The sequence below is a fragment of the Curtobacterium sp. SL109 genome (genome assembly GCF_026672405.1).
Classification (GTDB): Bacteria; Actinomycetota; Actinomycetes; order Actinomycetales; family Microbacteriaceae; genus Curtobacterium.
This window is the reverse complement of sequence record NZ_JAPPRB010000001.1, coordinates 55859-73422: the sequence shown is the minus strand read 5'-3', so window position 1 is coordinate 73422 and position 17564 is coordinate 55859. Positions and strand designations below refer to the sequence as shown.

Below are 17564 nucleotides of genomic sequence, written 5' to 3'. Positions count from 1 at the left end.
CCCCGCGCCTTGGGACCTACAAGAAGAGGCACCCCCAATTCCGACGCCCTTCCAAAGATGGAAGCACGTGGACAGGATGATGCCGCGGGAGCCGTAATAGGAGTACTTGTCCGGCAGCTCACGCCAGCGGACGACGTTCGCCGCCCCATTGAGGATGGCCGTCAGAGGGGTGGGCAGCCGTCCGCCGACGTCCAGGGAGCCGGTGCGCTCAGCGGGGCCTCGAGCACCGCCATCGCAGAAACAGCCGCGCCAGCGTCTCCCGTCCGTCCTGCTTCGCGTCCGCGGACTCGGCCGAGGACTGGAAGATCTCGATCAGCTTCTCCGCCGTCTCCATGTCACGGACGGACGAAAGCGGGTTGCACCACCAGTCGGCCTCCTCACCGACGAGGCGCTGCACATGCACCCACGCGACGCGCTCTGTGCTGGGTCAGCGCTCGAGGCCCTCGTCGCCTCGCGTCTGCGTGGCGTCGCGGTGCTCGGTGCGGCGCCTCTCCTCGCGCGCCTTGATCTCTTCTGCGCTCGCACGCTTGTCGGGGTCGTAGCCAGCGCCCTCGAGCAGGCGACGCTCCCGCTCGGCCCGGGTGGAGCCAGTGGTGGTGTCGCTCATCTCGGCGGACGTGACGCCTTCGGCAGTCGTCGTGGTGGTGGTGGCGCCGGGCGTCTCGGTGGAGCTCGGGGTGCCGTACCGGGCAGCAAGCCGGTCGGTGCGCTCCTTCTCCTTCGCCGCCTCACGTGCGACCTGCTGCGCGTCGCGCGTTGCCTGCTCCTGGTCGCGTTCGACCTTCCGCTGGGCGTCGAGCAGAGCGCGTCGCCGGTCGTCGTTGGCGCGCTGGATCTGACGGGCAACTTCTGAGCTGATCGTCTGCCCGGTCCGGCCGGCATGCCGACCGATCTGGTCAAGGGTCTCATCGATGGGGTCGCTCATGGTGGTTCCTTCCTGTGCGGTGGTGGGCGACGCCGCGGCCACAGGGGTGGTCTCAGTGCCGGTCGGGGCCGCGGGTGCGGCTTCGGCGGTGGACGGCTGAGGAGCGCCCTCAACGGCCATCTCGGGACGGGTCTGCTCGGCGCTCTCCGCGACGACGTCGGACGCGGTGGCCACCACGGTCGCCGCCGTCTGCTGGGTGCTCTCCGTGGCCGTGAGCAGCGCTGTGCGGGCCGCGGCCGAGCTCTCGGCCGCGGAGGCGGCGTAGTGCTCTCGGGTCGACGCCGTGACCTCGGGTGCCGTCGACAGCGCGGCCGCCTTGTGGAGCGCGGTCACACGCTCCTGCAGGTGGTCCGCGACGGGGTTGCCGCGGAGCTTGTCTGGGATCGCCTGCGGCTCGGATGGGTCGATGCGGTACTTCGTGCGGAGCACGTCGACCTCGGCCGCGGTGCGGTGCCAGTCGAACATGCGCCACGGCTCGGACGGGAGCCGGCCGAGATCCTGCGTCCACGCTGGCTGCTCGAGCGCGAGGGTAGCGCCGCGCTCCTTGAGGCGGACGCCGATGTAGTGGTGCCGTTCCGCGAGGTGGTCACGCCACTCGACCGGCAGCAACTCGTCCTGGTGGCGGCGGCCGTCCGCGATCCACGCCGGAACGCCGTCGACGGGCTCGCGATCGACGACGCGGACAGTCGGCTGACCGATTCCCTCGAGGGCCTTCTCGATCCGCCAGTGGAGCACGGCGGGAACGTCGTCGGCGGTGCCGAGCTCACGCTGCTGGTACGCACTCTGCAGCGTGGCGATCGGGTCGTGGCCATAGTCCTCCGCGTGGCGGAGCGACGCCGCGAGGGCACCCCACGACTCCTGCCCCTCGAGGGACGTTGCTAGCTCTTCGCCGAGGGCCTTGGTGACGATCGCGCCGGCGCGGAGCTCGTCCGCGTGCACGGCGACGTCCGCGTGCTGGTCGATGAGAGACACGAGGTCCTCGACGCGGTCCTGCTCGAGACGGATGGTCTCATGGGCGGAGAGCATCCGCTCGGAACGGGCGGCGATCTGCTCGAGGGCGTCGGGGACGGTGGCCGCGTCGTCGAGTGCGAGGTGGAGCCGGTTGGACTCCTTCCCGCGGGACAGGGCCGTGTAGGCGTCTTCGCGGCTCATGGTGGCGTCGCCGAGGACGTGGGTCTTCTCGGTGGTGAGGCCCTGGGAGCGGCTGATGGTGCGGGCGTACCCGACCTCGACGTGGCGGCTGACGTAGCCGGCGGGGAGCTGGATGACGGCGCCGTGCTCGGCGTGGGCCACGTCGAGGGCGCCGTCGTCGCGGATCCCGGTGACGGTCCACAGGTCGCCGTTCTTGACGCGGTCGCGGCCGCCCTGGATCCGCAGGTCCGAGTCGTTGCGGCGGGTGACGATCGTGTCGCCCACGTGCGCAGCGAGCCCATCACGGAGGTTTACGGAGCGGGACGTGTCGACGTCGCCAGTGGAGATCCGGAACGCTTGCGCGCGGGCGTTGAGGTCGGTGACCGCGGTCGCAGTCGGGGCCAGCATGAGCGAGCGGGTGCCGGCGAGGGTGTCGTGCTGCCAGCCCTCGAACACCGCGGCGGTCATCCGCTCGCTGTCGCCGCCGACGATACGGCCGTTGTCCTGGTACCAGGCGAACGGGTCCCCGGGGCGCATCGGGTCTCGGAGTCGGAGGGAGGCTTCGGCCTCGCCGGCGTCGGCGAACCGGTGCACGTGCTCGAGCTGCACGGACCCGACCTCGCGGTCGATGAGGCGCAGTACGCCGCCGGCCTCGACGGCTGAGAGTTGGCGGTCGTCGCCGATGCCGCGGACCACGGCGCCGTACTCGGAAGCGATCGCGCGGACGTCGTCGAGGCGGAACGTACCGGCGCACAGAGCGGGGTAAGCGACATCGTCATCGTCCCGACCGTTGACAGCACCGGCTTCGCATTGGAGACGACGGTGCTGCTGGCGGTTGGGATACCGATCGCCGCGGAAACGGCTGCCTCGGACGAACTTGAGGAGAAGAACCCGTCCTTCGTCAGCGAGCTAGCGGAGCGCACCCCCTGATGTAAGCGGGCCCGCACTCGGTGCAGCTAGAGCGAACCACGAAGTGCCGTACGGACTCGACGCGGCTGTTCGAGGGTCAGCTACGGACGCACTGGTTCGTTGCCGGCGGCGATGTGCTCCCGGAGAGCAAACCTGACCGTGGGCCACTCGTCGGTGGTGGTGAAGTACACCATGGAATCGCGGATCGTTCCGTGTCGAACAGGGTGTACTTGCTGAGTACGCCATCTTGCTTCGCGCCCAGCCCCTTGATCGTTCGACGAGACTGGTGGTTGCGCCAGTGCGAACTCGACAGCCAGTCTGGCGCGGTGGTCGGGGTCGTACGTCCGCTACCCGTCCGGCTCACATGGTGAGCCGCTCCTGGTGGATGCGTCGGGCCGACACGCCCAGCCGGCGGAGCATCCGTTGGTTCGCAAGCACAGCAGGGTTCGGGCCGACAACGAAGAACGCGCCGGATTGCACTGCGCGGTGGGGGATCGTCGCCGCGAGGTCCGCCTGCCGGAAGCGCCCCACGCGGATGGTGACGGAGAGCCGACCGTCGGAGGCAGCGACGCGGTGTTCGAGGTGGTCGCGGAAGTATGCGTCGCCCTCCCGACGGACTGACCACAACAGGTGCACGGGACGGGTCGTGTGGTGCGCCTCGAGCAGGCTCAATAGGGGTGCGACGCCCGCACCCATACCGATGAGGACGAGGGGATGATCGGCGTCCTGTCGATCCGCGCTCTGGCCGAAGCGCCCGAATGGACCCTCGAACTGGACCCGAGCACCGTCGGGGAGCGTGGCGAGTCGGGTGGTGTGGTCGCCGTTCTGCCGGATCGTGAAGGTCAACGTTGCTTGATCGATGCCGGTGACGGAGAAGGGGTGCCAGTCTCTGTGTGCAACGCCCCGAGTCTCAACGCGCGTGAAGAAGAAGTCTCCCGGCCGGAGCGCCGTCGCCGGACGGTCGAGCTGCACCGAGATCTCCCGTGACGTGTCGCCGAGGGCGGTGTTGGCGACGACGGTGCCGGCGAGGTAACCGTCCGGTGCGATCCACTTTTTCCAGACGTACAGGCCGATGACGACCAACGTGTACGCGTCGAGCAGCGTCATGAACCAGAAGTATTGGTTGACCCGGACCAGCAGGTGCGCGTGGAACCAGATCATGCCGATGACAACGAGGTTCAACCGGTGCACCCACACGGACACCTGATGGCGCACCACCGGCTCGACCAGGCGTTTGGCCCGGAGGAGCAGCGCGATTCGGTCGACGAGCCAGCCGCTCATGAAGAACACGGACCAGCAGAGGACGCCGAGCGCGATCCAGAAGCTCCAGTCGCCCAGCAGTACGGCGAGGGCTTCGCCGGCGTAGAGGCTGGTGCGGTGGAAGTGCGCGAGGACGACTGCGAGGACGCCGAGCATGCCGTGTAGTCCGTAGATCGCCGGCAGGCCGACGACTCGATCGAGCCACGGCGGCCGTAGGCTCAGCAGGATCGCGAGCAGCCACCACGAGTACGCGGTGAGACCGAGCACGATCGGGAACTTCAGCATGTCCGGTTCGCGGGCGGACACGTCGTAGAGGATGACCAGGGGAAGCGGGAACACGACGGTCGCGGCCCAGAAGCCGAGCCGTCGGAGGAACGTCGTCACCGTGTCTCGACCTCCGACGATGCGAAGCCGCCGACCTCGCGAATGTGGGCGCGGTTGACGGTGATGAGCGCGGCGAAGGCGACGACCAGGACGGTGACGAGCACGATGGTCTTCAGCGTGCGGCTCACAGGCTGTCCAGCCATTCGCGGAGCTGCGGTTCGGAGTCGTCCATGTCGTCGCGCGAGATGGAGAACGCGTTCTTCGACACGGTCGCGTCCGGGAGCGCTTCCGTGATTGTTTCGACGCTGCCAGACAGCTGACTGCCGCCGTGCACGCTGAAGAGGACGATGTTCTTGCCGGAGAAGTCGGTCTGCTCGAGGAACGAGTACAGCGGCATCGGGATGTCGTACCAGAAGATCGGGTACCCGATGAAGACTGTGTCGAATTCGGCCAGGTCGGGCATGCCGCCTTTGAGCTCTGGCCGAGTGCCGGCTTCCTGCTGCTCGAGTGCGAGGTCTGCGAGTGGCTGGTACGACGTGGGCAGGTCTTCTGCGGTCTCGATGCGGAACACCTCTGCGCCGAGTCGCGCTTCGATGAGCTGCGCGAAGTACTGGACGTTGCCGTACACCTTGCCGTCGACGACGTGGGTGCTGTTCTCCTCGTCCTGGTCCATACCCTCGGGTCGATCCGTGAGCGGGACGGAGAAGTAGGTGACGAGAGTCCGCCCACCCTCGATGGGTGCGTCGAGGGCTTCACCCGTCGATGTGCTGCCGCGGGAGCAGCCGGCGAGGACAGCGCCGACAGCGGTGACAGCGGCGAGGGAGAGAAACGTTCGGCGGGTGGGAGCGGTCATGGTGTCGTCCTTCTGGTGGGTCGGGCGGCTCGTCGTCGTGCTGCAGGGTGGGTGGTGCTGGCAGGTCAGAAGATCTGCTGGATGGAGGTGCGGAGCTGCTGGAGGAACGAGTCGTCGTCGTGTCCGCCGCCCGCATCGATCGTGAACCGGAGGTTGGTGTCGTCGAAGCGGTTGGGGAATGCGCGCATCTCGTCGATCTGCGGCTGCATTTGCCCGATGGTTCCGTCGCTGCCGCCGACGGACGCGAGGATGAGGTACTTGGTCTTGTCGAAGCCTGAGCCTCGGGCCACCTGGTCAAGCTGAGCGGCGGTGCGCTCGGGTTCGACGAGTCCGCCGCTGTCGGTCACGGCCCAGCTGTCGCCCGCCATGGGCATGAAGTACCGGAATACGTCGAGGTTGTTGATGAACGTGTACCAGGTGGTGACGCCGCCCATGGAGAAGCCACCGAACGCTCGGTGGTCGCGTGACGCGCGGAAGCCTTCAGAGTTAGCGGTCGTCGCGTAGGTGCGGAACCGGGACTCCACGGCGGCATGAGGTCGTTCTCGAGCTCGAGGTGGAACTGGCGATCGAGTTCGCCCGCGTAGTGGAGGTCCATGCTCGAGTCGTCGTCTGGGTAGAACGTAGGGGTGACAACGAGGACCGGGTTGATCCGGCCGTCCTCGATCATGTTGTCGAGAAGGTTCTGCAGCCGGGTGGGGTCGTCCCCGGTCCTGCCGAGCCAACTGTCGGCGTTCCCGCCGGCACCGTGCATGAGGTAGATGATGTCGTACCGGTCGGTGCCGTCCTGGTCGTACCCCTCCGGCGTGTACACGAGAGCGTGCTTCCGGATCACGTCGCCGTCGTAGTCGGTCGGGTAGTCGACGCGGGTGATCCTGCCCTGCTCCTCCGCTGGGGAGTCGCCGTCGCGGTTGGCCGCACGGGGGGTGTCGGTCGCGGTGACCTCGGCGACGGTCCTGGCGCCGTCACCGTTCGACGTGCAGCCCGCGAGCAGTATGCCGGTGAGAGCCAGCACGCTCCCGATGGGTGATCGTTCGCGCTCGTCGCATCCGTCGGTCTCCTTGCCTGCGTTCGAAGCTGTCTTGACGAACGTACGGGCGGGGGAGATCGTGAAGGAGGGACTCCGGGTACACCCTTTTCGGTGGGCTTTCGGCCGCAGGATGCGCGACGTCCGCACATAGACGAGGCCATCGACACGAGGGTTGCTCGGTTGATGGCCCCGTCCGTGGAGGGTCGATCAGGAGAAGTACGTCGGCTGTCGCTGGACGTACGCTGCCTCGAGGGCGGCTACCTCCTTGTCGGGGAGCACCACGTCGAGCGCGGCAACGGCGTCGGCAAGGTGGTGCTCCTTGGTCGCGCCGACGATCGGGGCCGCCACGACCGGGTTCCGCAGCACCCAGGCGAGCGCGATCTGCGCCATCGAGACGTCATGCGCCTGGGCGACACGCTCCACTGCGTCGACGACCGACTGGTCCTCCGGGATCCACAGCGGGCGTCCCTTCGGGTCGGTGTCCGGGTTGGCTGTTCCACGCGCCGTACTCTTCTGGCCCCACGGACGTGCGGTGACACCAGCGGCGAGCGGGCTCCACGGGATACTCGAGACACCCTCGTCGGCGAGGAGCGGGAACATCTCCCGTTCTTCCTCGCGCATGATGAGCGAGTACTGGTCCTGCATCGACACGAAGGTGGTCCAGCCGTTGGCGCGAGCTGCTTCCTGCATCTTCGCGAACTGCCATGCCCACATGCTCGACGCGCCAATGTAGCGCACCTTGCCCGCTTTGACGACGTCGTGGAGCGCCTCCATTGTCTCCTCGATAGGCGTGTTCGGGTCGAAGCGGTGCACCTGGTACAGGTCGACGTAGTCGGTGCCGAGACGTGTCAGCGACGCGTCGATCTGCTCCATCACTGCGCGACGGGACGTTCCCGACTCACCGGGCCCGTCACCCATACGGTTGAACAGCTTCGTTGCGAGCACGATCGATTCGCGGCGGGTGTACTTCCGGATGGCCTCGCCGACGATTCCGTTCCGAGCTGCCGAGCCCGTAGACGTTCGCGGTGTCCCAGAACGTGATCCCAAGGTCGAGCGCCTGCCGGAACAGCGGTTCCGCTGCATCAGCGTCCAACGCCCAGCTCATCCCGCGTGATCCGTCACCGAAGCTCATGCAACCGAGTGCGATACGGCTGACGGTGAGCCCGGAAGTTCCGAGCCGTGTGTACTGCATGGTGTTCTCCTTGTGCTTGTGGCGATTCGAATCCGAGGGAGGAGTCACTCCGCGGCGACGGTCACCAGGAGTTGCCGTCAGCGCGGGTGGCCACCCATCGGCTGTCGACTCTGGTGAACGTGACGCGGAACTGCGTCGGCCACGTGCCGCGCTCGCCCCCGATGGTGACGTCGGTGTGCGTCCGGGCGGTGAGTACGCCGCTGCTCGGCATCACGTCCCGCACGTCGGTGTCGGTGGTCGATACGGAGTGGTAGATCGTGGTTCCTGCTGCGATCTCGGCGAGCCAGTCGGCGCGGGGTTGCTCGTACCCAGTCATGTGTCCGAGGACGAAGTCATCAGCGAGCAGCGCGCCGAGTCGCTCGGAGTCGTTGCTCGTCATCGCCTCGCTGACCGCGCACCAGGCGTCGTTCAGCTCGGCCTCGGTGGTGTCCGTCCTGGTGTGCGCAGCTTCGGGGTCGTGCACGTGGTGCTGATCACCCTCCGCCGGCGTGTGTCCCTGTGCCCGTTCCGTCACGTCCCGCCATGCCTTCCACGTCTGCAGCCGGTCCTCGTAGAGGCCCTTCATGAACTCGACCATCCCGGCACCGAACAGCACGCGGAGCGGCGGCTGGTCGGCATCGACGATCTCGAGCAGTGCAGCAGCGGCGGCAGCCGGGTCCCCCGGCCGCGCAGTCCGGTGGTACTCGTCCATGCCAGCTCGGGCGTCGTCGTACTCGGGCAATGCGCGGGACGTCGCCGCCGACGGTCCGCCCCAATCCGTGTCGAAGCCGGACGGCTCGACGATAGTCACTCGCACGCCGGAGCCTGCGACCTCCTGCGAGAGGGCGTCGTTGAGTGCTTCCACGGCCCACTTCGAGGCGTTGTACCCGCCGAGCGTCGGGAAGGCGCCGACACCGCCGGTCGAGGAGATCTGCACGATGTGCCCCGAGCCCTGCCGTCGGAGGACGGGTAGGGCCGCTTGGATGACGTGCAGCACGCCGACCACATTGGTGTCGAACTGAGCTCGGAGCGCGTCCGGGTCGAGCTCCTCCACTGCGCCGAACAGTCCGTACCCGGCGTTGTTGACGACGACGTCGAGGCGACCGAACACCTGCTCGGTACGGAGGACGGCCGCGTTGACCGCATCCCGATCGGTCACGTCGACACGCAGTGGTACGACCGCGTCGCCGTACTCGGCGACGAGGGCGTCCAGGGCGGCGGGGTCCCGCACCGCCGCTCCCACCTTGTCGCCACGCCTGAGGGCCGCGAGCGTGAACTCCCGGCCGAACCCGCGCCCCGCTCCGGTGATGAACCACACCTTGGGGTGCTGCATCTGGTCAGAATCCCCCTGCGTCGCGGACGGTGTAGTGCTCGTCGAGCGCGGTGAGCTCGTCGGAGGTGAGCTCGATGTCGACCGCGGCGGCCGCGTCGTCGAGGTGGTGCGGCTTGGTTGCGCCGATGATCGGTGCGGTGACGACGGGGCTCTTCAGCACCCAGGCCATCGCGATCTGTGCCATCGGCACCCCGCGGTCCGACGCGATGCGCTGCACCGCGTCGATGACCGGCCGGTCCCGTTCGGTGTCGGCAAAGAAGGTGTTCCCGACGGGGTCGTCGGACGAACGCTTCGTGCCTTCGCCGGCGGGACGGGCCACCCGGCCCTTCGCAAGCGGGCTGTAGGGGATGCTCCCGACGCCCTGGTCCGCGAGCAGGCCGAACATCTCCCGCTCCTCTTCGCGGTAGAGCAGGGAGTACTGGTCCTGCATCGACACGAACCGCGTCCACCCGTGCAGGTCCGCCGCGTGCTGCATCTTCGCGAACTGCCACGCCCACATCGCGGACGCGCCGAGGTACCGCACCTTGCCGGCCTTGACGACGTCGTGCAGGGCTTCCATCGTCTCCTCGACGGGCGTCTCCGGGTCGAACCGGTGGATCTGGTACAAGTCGACGTAGTCGGTCCCGAGCCGGGTCAGGGAGGCGTCGATCTGCTGCATGATCGCCTTGCGTGACAGCCCTGCGACGTTCAAGCCCGGCGCGCTGCCAGGGGTGTCCGAGAAGTACGCCTTGGTCGCCAGGACGATCTCGTCGCGCTTGGTGAACCGGTGCAACGCCTCACCGACGATCCGCTCGGAGTCGCCGTACGAGTAGACGTTCGCGGTGTCCCAGAAGGTGATGCCGTGGTCTAGTGCCTGCCGGAAGTACGGCAGCGCGTCGTCCTGCGGAAGCGACCACTGCAGGTGTCCGCTGGCGGGGTCGCCGAAGCTCATGCATCCGAGTGCGATGCGGCTGACGCGGAGGCCGGAGTTGCCAAGTCGTGCGTACTGCATGTGGTTCCTTTCGTCGTCGGGCGTCGCCCGATCGAGCCGGTCTGCGTCAGGCCTGCGTGGACGGGCGGAGGAGGATCTCGTTCAGTGCGAGGTGCCGGGGACGGGACAGCGCGAACGCGATGACCTCCGCGACGTCCTCGGCGGTGACGGTCGCCTGGTCGTACATCTGGTTGACGGACTCGTTCGTCGCTTCGTGCGTGATGTGCGTCGGCAGCTCGGTAGCGACGACGCCCGGTTCGATGAGCGTGACGCGGACGTCCGGAAGGAGCTCCTGGCGAAGGGACTCCGACCAGCCGTTCACACCCCACTTCGTCGCGGCGTAGACGCCGTTGCCCGAGCGAGCCGTGCGGCCGGCGACGGATGAGATGTTGATGACGTCGCCGCCGCCGCTGGTGATCTGGCCGAGGAACACCTCGGTTGCGGTGATCGCACCGAGCAGGTTGATCTCGATCATGCGACGGTAGTCGTCGCGCTGGTCGCTGGAGAACGGGCCGAGGAGCATGACACCGGCGTTGTTGACGAGGACGGTTGCGCCACCGAGTTCGTCCTGCACGCGGGCTGCTGCGGCGGTGAGGCTGTCGCGGTCGGTGACGTCGGCGGGGATCGCGATTGCTCCGTCGCCGAGGTCCGCGGCGATCGCGTTGATGCGGTCCTGCCGGCGAGCGAGGAGCGCAACCTGATAGCCGTCGGCGTGCAGCGCTCGAGCGGTCGCTTCGCCGATGCCGGAGGACGCGCCGGTGATGACGGCGACGCGGTTGGCGGATTCTGACATGAGGTACCTTTCGGGTCAGCTCTGGTCGCCGGGGCGAGGGAGCGCAGGGATCGCGGCGAGAGGACTCGCTGCGAGGCTGCCGAGGAGCGCCAAGCGTTCCTCGGTCGGGGAGCCGGCAGCGGCGGTGCATGCATACATGCTCCAGCCGGGGCTGTCGGGCAGGTCGAAGGCTTCGTAGGCGAACTCGAGGTCGCCGACGTCCGGGTGGTGCATCCGCTTGGTGCCAGTTCGGTGGTACCGGACGTCGTGCGTCGCCCAACGGACGCGGAAGTCGTCGGAGCGGGTGACGAGCTCACCGATGAGGCCGGTGAGCTCCTTGTCGTTCGGATTACGACCGGCATCGGACCGGAGTGTCGCCACGATACTGCTGGCGCCGGCTTCCCAGTCCGGGTAAAAGGTGCGAGCCGCGGGATCGAAGAACATGAACCGTGCGTTGTTGCCGCGGCCGGACGGGCTGTCGAAGAGCGGGGCGAACAGGGCTCGCGCCAGCGGGTTGGTGGCGATGATGTTCATCTGCCGGTTCCGCACCCAGGTCGGCGTGCCGGTGACGGTGTCGAGGAAGCGTTGCAGGCTCGGACGCACCGCGTTGCTGTCGGTTGCGCGCGTTCGGCGTCGGATTGGTGCAGGGGCAGCTCCTCGGGCGAGGTCGTGCAGGTGTTCCGTTTCGGCTTCGTCGAGCTGGAGTGCGCGGGCGACCGCGTCCAGTACTTCTGCGGATACCCCGGCGAGGTGGCCACGCTCCATCTTCGCGAAGTAGTCAATGCTCATCCCGGCGAGCATCGCGACCTCGTCACGGCGTAGCCCGGGAACACGGCGACGCCCACCTCCGATGATCCCCGCTTGCTCCGGGGTGATCCGGGCGCGGCGGGTCCGGAGGAACTCGCTGACCTCTGCCTGGTTATCCATGCCAGCCACGGTACGACTGGGCTGGACAGCGGAGGAGTGACTGCTGGTACACGGATAACCCGTCACTCCCACGGCCAGGCGCAGAGGCGTGTGATGGGTACATGCAGACAGTGACTCTCAACAACGGCATCGAAATGCCGATCCTCGGCTTCGGTGTTTTCCAGGTCGACAACGACGCGACCGAGAAGGCCGTGTCGGACGCCCTCGCCGCTGGCTACCGCCTCATCGACACCGCCGCCGCGTACGGCAACGAAGAAGCAGTCGGTGCCGCCATCGCGAAGAGCGGCATCGCTCGTGACGAGCTCTTCATCACCACGAAGCTCTGGATCCAGGACGCTCCCGCCAAGGAGAACACGACCCGTGCCCTCGACTCGTCTCTGACCAAGCTTGGCCTCGACTACGTCGACCTGTACCTGATCCACCAGCCCTTCGGTGACGTCTACGGGCAGTGGCACGCCATGGAGCAGGCCAACAAGGACGGTCGCGCCCGCTCCATCGGTGTCTCCAACTTCGCCGCTGACCGCCTCATCGACCTCATCGTCAACAACGAGATCACCCCGGCCGTCAACCAGATCGAGACCCACCCGTTCAAGCAGAACAACGATTACCACGAGCTGCTCACCAAGGAGGATGTGCAGATCGAGTCGTGGGGCCCCTTCGCCGAAGGCAAGAACGGCCTGTTCACCAACGACGTCCTGACGAAGATCGGTGATGCGCACGGGAAGTCCGTTGCCCAGGTCGTTCTGCGCTACCTCACGCAGCGCCAGATCGTCGTGATCCCGAAGTCCGTGAACCCGGAGCGCATGGCGCAGAACCTCGACGTGTTCGACTTCGAGCTCACTGCTGACGAGCTGGAGAGCATCAAGGCCCTTGACACCGGCGCGTCGCAGTTCTTCGATCACGCCGATCCCGAGACGGTCCGGCACCTCGCCGCCCGCCGCCTCTAACACTCCTACCGAGGGCGCCCTTCTCGTCCATCCGACGGAGAAGGGCGCCCTCGTCCTGTATCACCAGTCCCTCTGGAGCGTCATGTCTGTCTGGTTCATCACCGGAGCCTCCCGCGGCTTCGGGATCAAAATCGCCCGCCAAGCCCTCCGCAGCGGCCACAACGTCGTTGCGACCGCCCGCACCACCAGTCACGTCATCGACGTCCTCGGCGAAGGCGATCGCCTCCTCGTGCTGCCGCTGGACATCACCGACGCCAGCCAGGCGGACGCCGCGGTCGCGGCGGCCGTCGACCGGTTCGGCCGCATCGACGTGCTCGTGAACAACGCCGGCACCGGCCTTCTCGGGGCCGTCGAGGAAGCCAGCGACGCCGAGACCCGGACGGTGTTCGACGTGAATGTGCACGGCACCCTCACCGTCACCCGCGCCGTCCTCCCGCAGCTGCGCGAGCAGCGGTCCGGGACGATCATCACCATCACCTCCTCCGGTGGCTTCGTGTCCCGCGCCGGATGGGGCGTGTACTGCGCCACGAAGTTCGCGCTCGAAGGCATCAGCGAAGCCCTGAAAGCAGAGCTGGCACCGCTGGGCATCGGTGTCGTCGCGATCGAGCCCGGAGGGTTCCGCACCGACGCTCTCGACGCCAGCAGCCTCGTGGCAGCCGACACAGTCATCGACGATTACGCCCACACCGCCGGACACACCCGGCAGGTCGCAGCGGACGCGAACCACAACCAACCTGGCGACCCCGCAAAGGCCGCGAAGGTGATCGTCGACCTCGAGCAGGTCGATCCGCTGCCTGCCCGCATCCAGCTCGGTCAGGACTGCTTCGACCTCGTCACCGCCAAACTCGACACCGCCCGGGACGAGCAGGCGACCTGGCGCGAGGTCTCGATCAGCACCGCTTTTGACACAGCGAGCTAACTGGAGGCCGTGATGTCGCGCTCTACCGCTCCCGGCACCTCTCGCCCCCGACTCGCCGCTCAGAGCGGTTCCGTGAGCCGTCGAACCCTGCTTCGCGGTGCAGGCCTCACCGTAGCCGGCTTGGCGGCGGCCAGCCTTGCCGCGTGCTCCAGCTCTGCACCCACCCCCCGTACCTCTCCAGGAGACACCGTGACACCCGCGACCGGCTCCAACCGCATCCTGCTTGCCTACTTCTCTCGCGCCGGCGAGAACTACTGGAACGGTGGTCGACGCAGGCTCGACATCGGGAACACCGAGGTCCTCGCCGACCTGATCCACGACCGCATCGACTGCGACGTGTTCCGCATCGAGGCTGCCGAACCGTACTCGGACCGCTACGACGACACTGTCCGTCGGAACGTCGAGGAGCAGAACAGCGACGCTCGCCCGCGGATCGCCGGTGACCTGCCGGACCTCGCCGAGTACGACACCGTCCTGCTCGGCAGCCCGATCTGGAACGTGCAGCCGCCGATGATCATGGCCACCTTCGCCGAAGCGGTCGACCTGTCCGACAAGTCGCTCCGCCCGTTCGTCTCCTACGCCGTCAGCCGGCTCGGGAACACCGAGTCCTTCTACCGTGACCTCCGCACCGGTGCCCGTATCGGCGACGGCCTGGCCGTCCGCGGCGAAGAGGTCCGCGAGGACGGCACCGAGTCCGACGTCGACCGGTGGCTCAGTGCCGCCGGTCTTGCATGAAAGGCACCACCATGACCGACCAGCAACTCACCGTCCTCGTCGTGGGCGCTACCGGCAGCGTCGGCCGGCACGTCGTCGCGACCGCAGTGGCCGCAGGACACCGGACCCGCGCGCTCGCGCGGACATCGTACAAGGCGCAGGGACTCGCCCGCGGCGTGGACGTCGTCATCGGCGACCTGACCGACCCGGCCAGCCTGAAGGACGCCGTCGGGGACATCGACGCCGTCGTCTTCACTCACGGCGACAACGGGAACGCCGAGGCGGTCAACTACGGGGCCGTCAAGAACGTCCTCGACGCCCTGCAGGGCCGTCGCGTGCGGATCGCACTCATGACCACTATCGGCGTCACGGCGCTGCGCGACAGCTCCGAGTGGAAGCGCCGCGGTGAACGCCTGGTGCGCGCCAGCGGGAACGAGTACACGATCGTCCGTCCGGGTTGGTTCGACTACAACGACGACGACCAGCTCCGCATCGCCCCGCGTCAGGGCGACACCCACCAGACCGGCGGCCCGGCCGACGGTGTGATCGCCCGGCGGCAGATCGCTCGGGTCCTCGTCGAGAGCCTCACCAATCCGGACGCCGGCCACCGCACGTTCGAACTCGTGGCCGAGCCTGGCTCCGAACAGCAGGACCTGAGCCCGGTGTTCGCAGCGCTGCCGGCGGACGGCAGCGACTCGATCGACGGCGCCGGTGACGCGGACAACCTGCCGCTCGAGCAGGAACCGCAGCGCGTCGTCGACGACCTCGACCGCGTTCGTCAGCGCGACTAAACCCCGAAGCGCACCGAAGACACCGCCTGCGTTGCAGGCAGAAGGAGGATCACGATGTCCACCTGGCTGATCACCGGAGCGTCGAGCGGCCTCGGCCGTGCGATTGCTGAGCACGTCCTGGCTGCCGGTCACCAGGTCGTCACGACCGCTCGGAACACCGACGCAATCGAGGACCTGGTCCGGTTGTACCGGGACACGGCACGTCCGGTGGCGCTCGACGTCACCGACCCCGGTTCGATCGCTCGCGCGGTCGACGCCGCGATCGAGTCGTTCGGTGGCATCGACGTCCTAGTGAACAACGCCGGGTACGGGTACACCGCCGCCGTCGAGGAAGGCGAGGACGCCGCCGTGGCACGGCTCTTCGCGACGAACTTCTTTGGCCCGGTCGACCTCATCAAGGCGGTCCTGCCCGGGATGCGCGAGCGCCGGACCGGCACGATCGTGAACATCTCCTCCGTCGGTGCCCGCATCACCATTGCGGGGGGCGGCTACTACTCCGCGGCCAAGGCCGCCCTCGAGGGACTGTCCGGGTCGTTGCGGAAGGAAGTCGAGTCCTTCGGCGTGCACGTGATGGTCGTCGAGCCGGGCTCGTTCCGCACCGACTTCCGCGGCCGTTCCGCCGACCGCAGCGCGAGCGAGATCAGCGCCTACGACGAGGTCCTCGGCCGGACCGGGAGCACCTCGCTCGGCGCGCAGCGCGGTGATCCGGCGAAGGCGGCAGCTGCCGTCCTCGCTGCGGTCGAACACCACGAGCCGCCGAAGCTGCTGGTCCTCGGGACGGACGCGCTCGGCGGCTTCCAGACCGCTGCCGGCGAAGCCGCGGAGGACGTCGATCGGTTCGAACACCTCACCCGCAGCACCGACGCGGACGACCCTGCGTCGTGACCGCAACCGATTCCGTGAGCGTAGTCCGGCCACGCATCTCGGGTGGGATGGCGTTCGGCGCAACAGCCCTGACGTTCGTCGCGGTGTTCCTCGCGTCGGGGACGCCGGTACCGTTGTACAACACGTACCGCGCCGACGACGGGGTGACAAGCGCCGGACTCGCCGTCACGACGGTGGTGTACCTCGCCACCACCGCGGTCGCGCTGCTCACCACCGGGCGGCTGTCGAACCACGTCGGTCGCCGGCCGATGGCTGTCGGCGCTGCGCTGTGCGCCGCCGCGGGGTGCCTCGTCATGCTCGAGGTCCACGACCTCGGGCTGCTGCTCATCGGCCGGATGTTGCAGGGCATCGCGTGCGGGGTCGCCTCGAGCGCGCTCGGCTCGTACATCCTCGACCTTGCACCCCGCAGGCCGGCGTGGCTCGGCCCGGTGATCACGAGCAACGCCCCACCGTTCGCGATCCCCCTCGGAGCGCTCGTATCCGGTCTGCTCGTGCAGTACGGTCCCGCTCCGACCGTGTTCATCTACACGGTGGTCGCGGCCCTGCTCGTGGTCCTGGCGGTCGTCGTGGCGTTCTGCCCCGAGACCGTCGACCGGCGTCCGGGCGCGCTGCGATCCCTGATCCCGCGTGTGCTCGTACCGGCCGGGCAGGGACGACTGCTGTTCGCGGTCGGTGCCGGGCTCGCCGGTACCTGGGCGCTCACCGGCTTCTACCAGGCCTTCTCACCCGTCCTCGCCGCGGATGAGCTCGGCACCACGAACGCCTTCATCGTCGCCCTGGTGTTCTCGTCGATCGTCATCCTCAGCCCGATTGGCGGCCTCCTGACCGGAAGGTGGCGTGCGCCGTCCGCGATGCGGGTCGGACTGATCGTCTTCGTCATCGCCACCGCGGCCGTCCTCATCACATTGCACCTGGCCGCCATCTGGTGGTTCCTGGCAGCGAGCGCCTTCGCCGGGATAGCGCAGGGCAGCGCCAATGCCGGCGGCATGCGCGCTGTCCTCGGCGAGGCGGCACCCGGCGACCGCGCCGGCCTGCTCGCCACCCTGTACCTGATCTCCTACGCGGGAGCCGCAGCGCCAGGGCTCGTCGCAGGTCGCCTGGCGACGTTCATGGCGCCGGACCAGATCGCGTACGGATACGGCGTGCTCGTCCTGATCGCCGCCGTGGTCGCGATCGTCGCGCTCCGAGGAGCACAGCGCGCAGCGAGCCGTCCCTGACCGCTCGGCGTCTCGGCCGACCGCACTCCGTACTGACACCGACAAGCGAAGGAGCACCATGAACATCGAACCCGAGGTCCCGACCAGCAAGAATCCGCCCGAGCGCTTCGGCGGCGACGTGTGGCTCGACCCCATCGCTTCCCCGCACGAGGACGGTCAGCACATGACCGTCGCCATGGTCCGTTTCGCTCCCGGGGGCCGGACCGCCTGGCACTCGCACGAGAAGGGTCAGTACCTGCGGGTCACGCAGGGCATCGGGCGGTTCGGGACCCGCACCGGCGGGATCATCGAGGTCCACCCGGGTCAGACGCTGTACACCCCGCCCGGCGAGGAACACTGGCACGCCGCGGCTCCCGGTGTCTTCATGGAGCACATCGCCATGGTGGAGAGCGGCGACGACCCCGCGACGAGCACGACCTGGCTCGAACACATCACGGACGACGAGTACGAGGGCCGCTGAGTGCCGTCCACGTGGAACGCCCCCGACCA

21 protein-coding genes are annotated in these 17564 nt (G+C 68.1%); 8 read left to right on the top strand and 13 right to left on the bottom strand.

Annotated features, from left to right (window positions below; translation table 11 throughout):
• Positions 1–208: 208 nt before the first annotated feature.
• Together OVA28_RS00420 and OVA28_RS00415 are read right to left on the bottom strand one after the other, a co-directional pair.
• Positions 209–397, bottom strand: a complete 189-nt coding sequence (locus OVA28_RS00420) for a hypothetical protein (protein ID WP_268095352.1) — start codon at positions 395–397, stop codon at positions 209–211.
• A gap of 30 nt (positions 398–427) precedes the next feature.
• The gene (locus tag OVA28_RS00415; RefSeq protein WP_268095351.1) at positions 428–2752 is read right to left on the bottom strand and encodes an ATP-dependent DNA helicase; all 2325 of its coding nucleotides are present in this window, start codon (positions 2750–2752) and stop codon (positions 428–430) included.
• Here OVA28_RS00415 and OVA28_RS00410 point away from each other — a divergent pair.
• Complete coding sequence (locus tag OVA28_RS00410; RefSeq protein ID WP_268095350.1) at positions 2723–2986, top strand: hypothetical protein; 264 nt, start codon at positions 2723–2725, stop codon at positions 2984–2986. The two genes, OVA28_RS00415 and OVA28_RS00410, sit on opposite strands and share 30 nt — an antisense overlap.
• Before the next feature lie 339 nt (positions 2987–3325).
• Here the strand turns inward: OVA28_RS00410 and OVA28_RS00405 are convergent, their stop codons facing one another.
• The 11 genes from OVA28_RS00405 to OVA28_RS00360 all read right to left on the bottom strand — a co-directional run bounded on the left by OVA28_RS00405 (position 3326) and on the right by OVA28_RS00360 (position 11602).
• A complete protein-coding gene (locus OVA28_RS00405) occupies positions 3326–4609 on the bottom strand; it encodes an FAD-binding oxidoreductase (RefSeq protein ID WP_268095349.1) in 1284 nt (427 codons plus the stop codon).
• The gene (locus OVA28_RS00400; protein ID WP_268095348.1) at positions 4606–4737 is read right to left on the bottom strand and encodes a hypothetical protein; all 132 of its coding nucleotides are present in this window, start codon (positions 4735–4737) and stop codon (positions 4606–4608) included. Before OVA28_RS00400 ends, OVA28_RS00405 begins: the two co-directional genes overlap by 4 nt.
• Complete coding sequence (locus OVA28_RS00395; RefSeq protein ID WP_268095347.1) at positions 4734–5402, bottom strand: flavodoxin; 669 nt, start codon at positions 5400–5402, stop codon at positions 4734–4736. Before OVA28_RS00395 ends, OVA28_RS00400 begins: the two co-directional genes overlap by 4 nt.
• Positions 5403–5467: 65 nt before the next feature.
• Entirely contained in the window at positions 5468–5836 is a 369-nt protein-coding gene (locus tag OVA28_RS00390; RefSeq protein ID WP_268095346.1) for a hypothetical protein, read from the bottom strand.
• The gene (locus OVA28_RS00385) at positions 5746–6414 is read right to left on the bottom strand and encodes a hypothetical protein (protein ID WP_268095345.1); all 669 of its coding nucleotides are present in this window, start codon (positions 6412–6414) and stop codon (positions 5746–5748) included. The genes OVA28_RS00390 and OVA28_RS00385 overlap by 91 nt, the downstream gene beginning before the upstream one ends.
• 222 nt (positions 6415–6636) lie before the next feature.
• Positions 6637–7374 carry an aldo/keto reductase gene (locus OVA28_RS00380; RefSeq protein WP_326493722.1) on the bottom strand — a complete coding sequence of 246 codons (738 nt, stop codon included), beginning with the start codon at positions 7372–7374 and terminating at the stop codon, positions 6637–6639.
• A complete protein-coding gene (locus OVA28_RS19080) occupies positions 7340–7621 on the bottom strand; it encodes an aldo/keto reductase (RefSeq protein ID WP_326493721.1) in 282 nt (93 codons plus the stop codon). The genes OVA28_RS00380 and OVA28_RS19080 overlap by 35 nt, the downstream gene beginning before the upstream one ends.
• A gap of 61 nt (positions 7622–7682) precedes the next feature.
• Complete coding sequence (locus OVA28_RS00375) at positions 7683–8933, bottom strand: SDR family NAD(P)-dependent oxidoreductase (RefSeq protein ID WP_268095344.1); 1251 nt, start codon at positions 8931–8933, stop codon at positions 7683–7685.
• 4 nt (positions 8934–8937) lie between these two features.
• A complete protein-coding gene (locus tag OVA28_RS00370; RefSeq protein WP_268095343.1) occupies positions 8938–9924 on the bottom strand; it encodes an aldo/keto reductase in 987 nt (328 codons plus the stop codon).
• Positions 9925–9970: 46 nt separating this feature from the next.
• On the bottom strand, positions 9971–10696 hold the full coding sequence (locus OVA28_RS00365; RefSeq protein ID WP_268095342.1) for an SDR family oxidoreductase: 726 nt from the start codon (positions 10694–10696) through the stop codon (positions 9971–9973).
• Positions 10697–10711: 15 nt separating this feature from the next.
• Complete coding sequence (locus OVA28_RS00360; RefSeq protein WP_268095341.1) at positions 10712–11602, bottom strand: helix-turn-helix transcriptional regulator; 891 nt, start codon at positions 11600–11602, stop codon at positions 10712–10714.
• A 101-nt stretch (positions 11603–11703) separates the two neighbouring features.
• On the opposite strand from OVA28_RS00360, the gene OVA28_RS00355 reads away from it, so the two are divergent.
• From OVA28_RS00355 to OVA28_RS00325, 7 genes are all read left to right on the top strand, one after another.
• Positions 11704–12549 carry an aldo/keto reductase gene (locus tag OVA28_RS00355; protein ID WP_268095340.1) on the top strand — a complete coding sequence of 282 codons (846 nt, stop codon included), beginning with the start codon at positions 11704–11706 and terminating at the stop codon, positions 12547–12549.
• Positions 12473–13468, top strand: coding sequence for an oxidoreductase (locus OVA28_RS00350; protein ID WP_268095339.1), 996 nt, complete (start codon positions 12473–12475; stop codon positions 13466–13468). Before OVA28_RS00355 ends, OVA28_RS00350 begins: the two co-directional genes overlap by 77 nt.
• Before the next feature lie 189 nt (positions 13469–13657).
• Positions 13658–14203 (top strand): flavodoxin, encoded by a 546-nt coding sequence (locus OVA28_RS00345; protein ID WP_268095338.1) that lies wholly within the window; start codon positions 13658–13660, stop codon positions 14201–14203.
• A gap of 11 nt (positions 14204–14214) precedes the next feature.
• A complete protein-coding gene (locus OVA28_RS00340) occupies positions 14215–14973 on the top strand; it encodes an SDR family oxidoreductase (protein WP_268095337.1) in 759 nt (252 codons plus the stop codon).
• Between the two features lie 54 nt (positions 14974–15027).
• Positions 15028–15858, top strand: coding sequence for an oxidoreductase (locus tag OVA28_RS00335; RefSeq protein WP_268095336.1), 831 nt, complete (start codon positions 15028–15030; stop codon positions 15856–15858).
• A 47-nt stretch (positions 15859–15905) separates the two neighbouring features.
• The gene (locus OVA28_RS00330; RefSeq protein WP_268095335.1) at positions 15906–17075 is read left to right on the top strand and encodes an MFS transporter; all 1170 of its coding nucleotides are present in this window, start codon (positions 15906–15908) and stop codon (positions 17073–17075) included.
• A gap of 58 nt (positions 17076–17133) precedes the next feature.
• On the top strand, positions 17134–17535 hold the full coding sequence (locus OVA28_RS00325; RefSeq protein WP_268095334.1) for a (R)-mandelonitrile lyase: 402 nt from the start codon (positions 17134–17136) through the stop codon (positions 17533–17535).
• Positions 17536–17564: the final 29 nt, after the last annotated feature.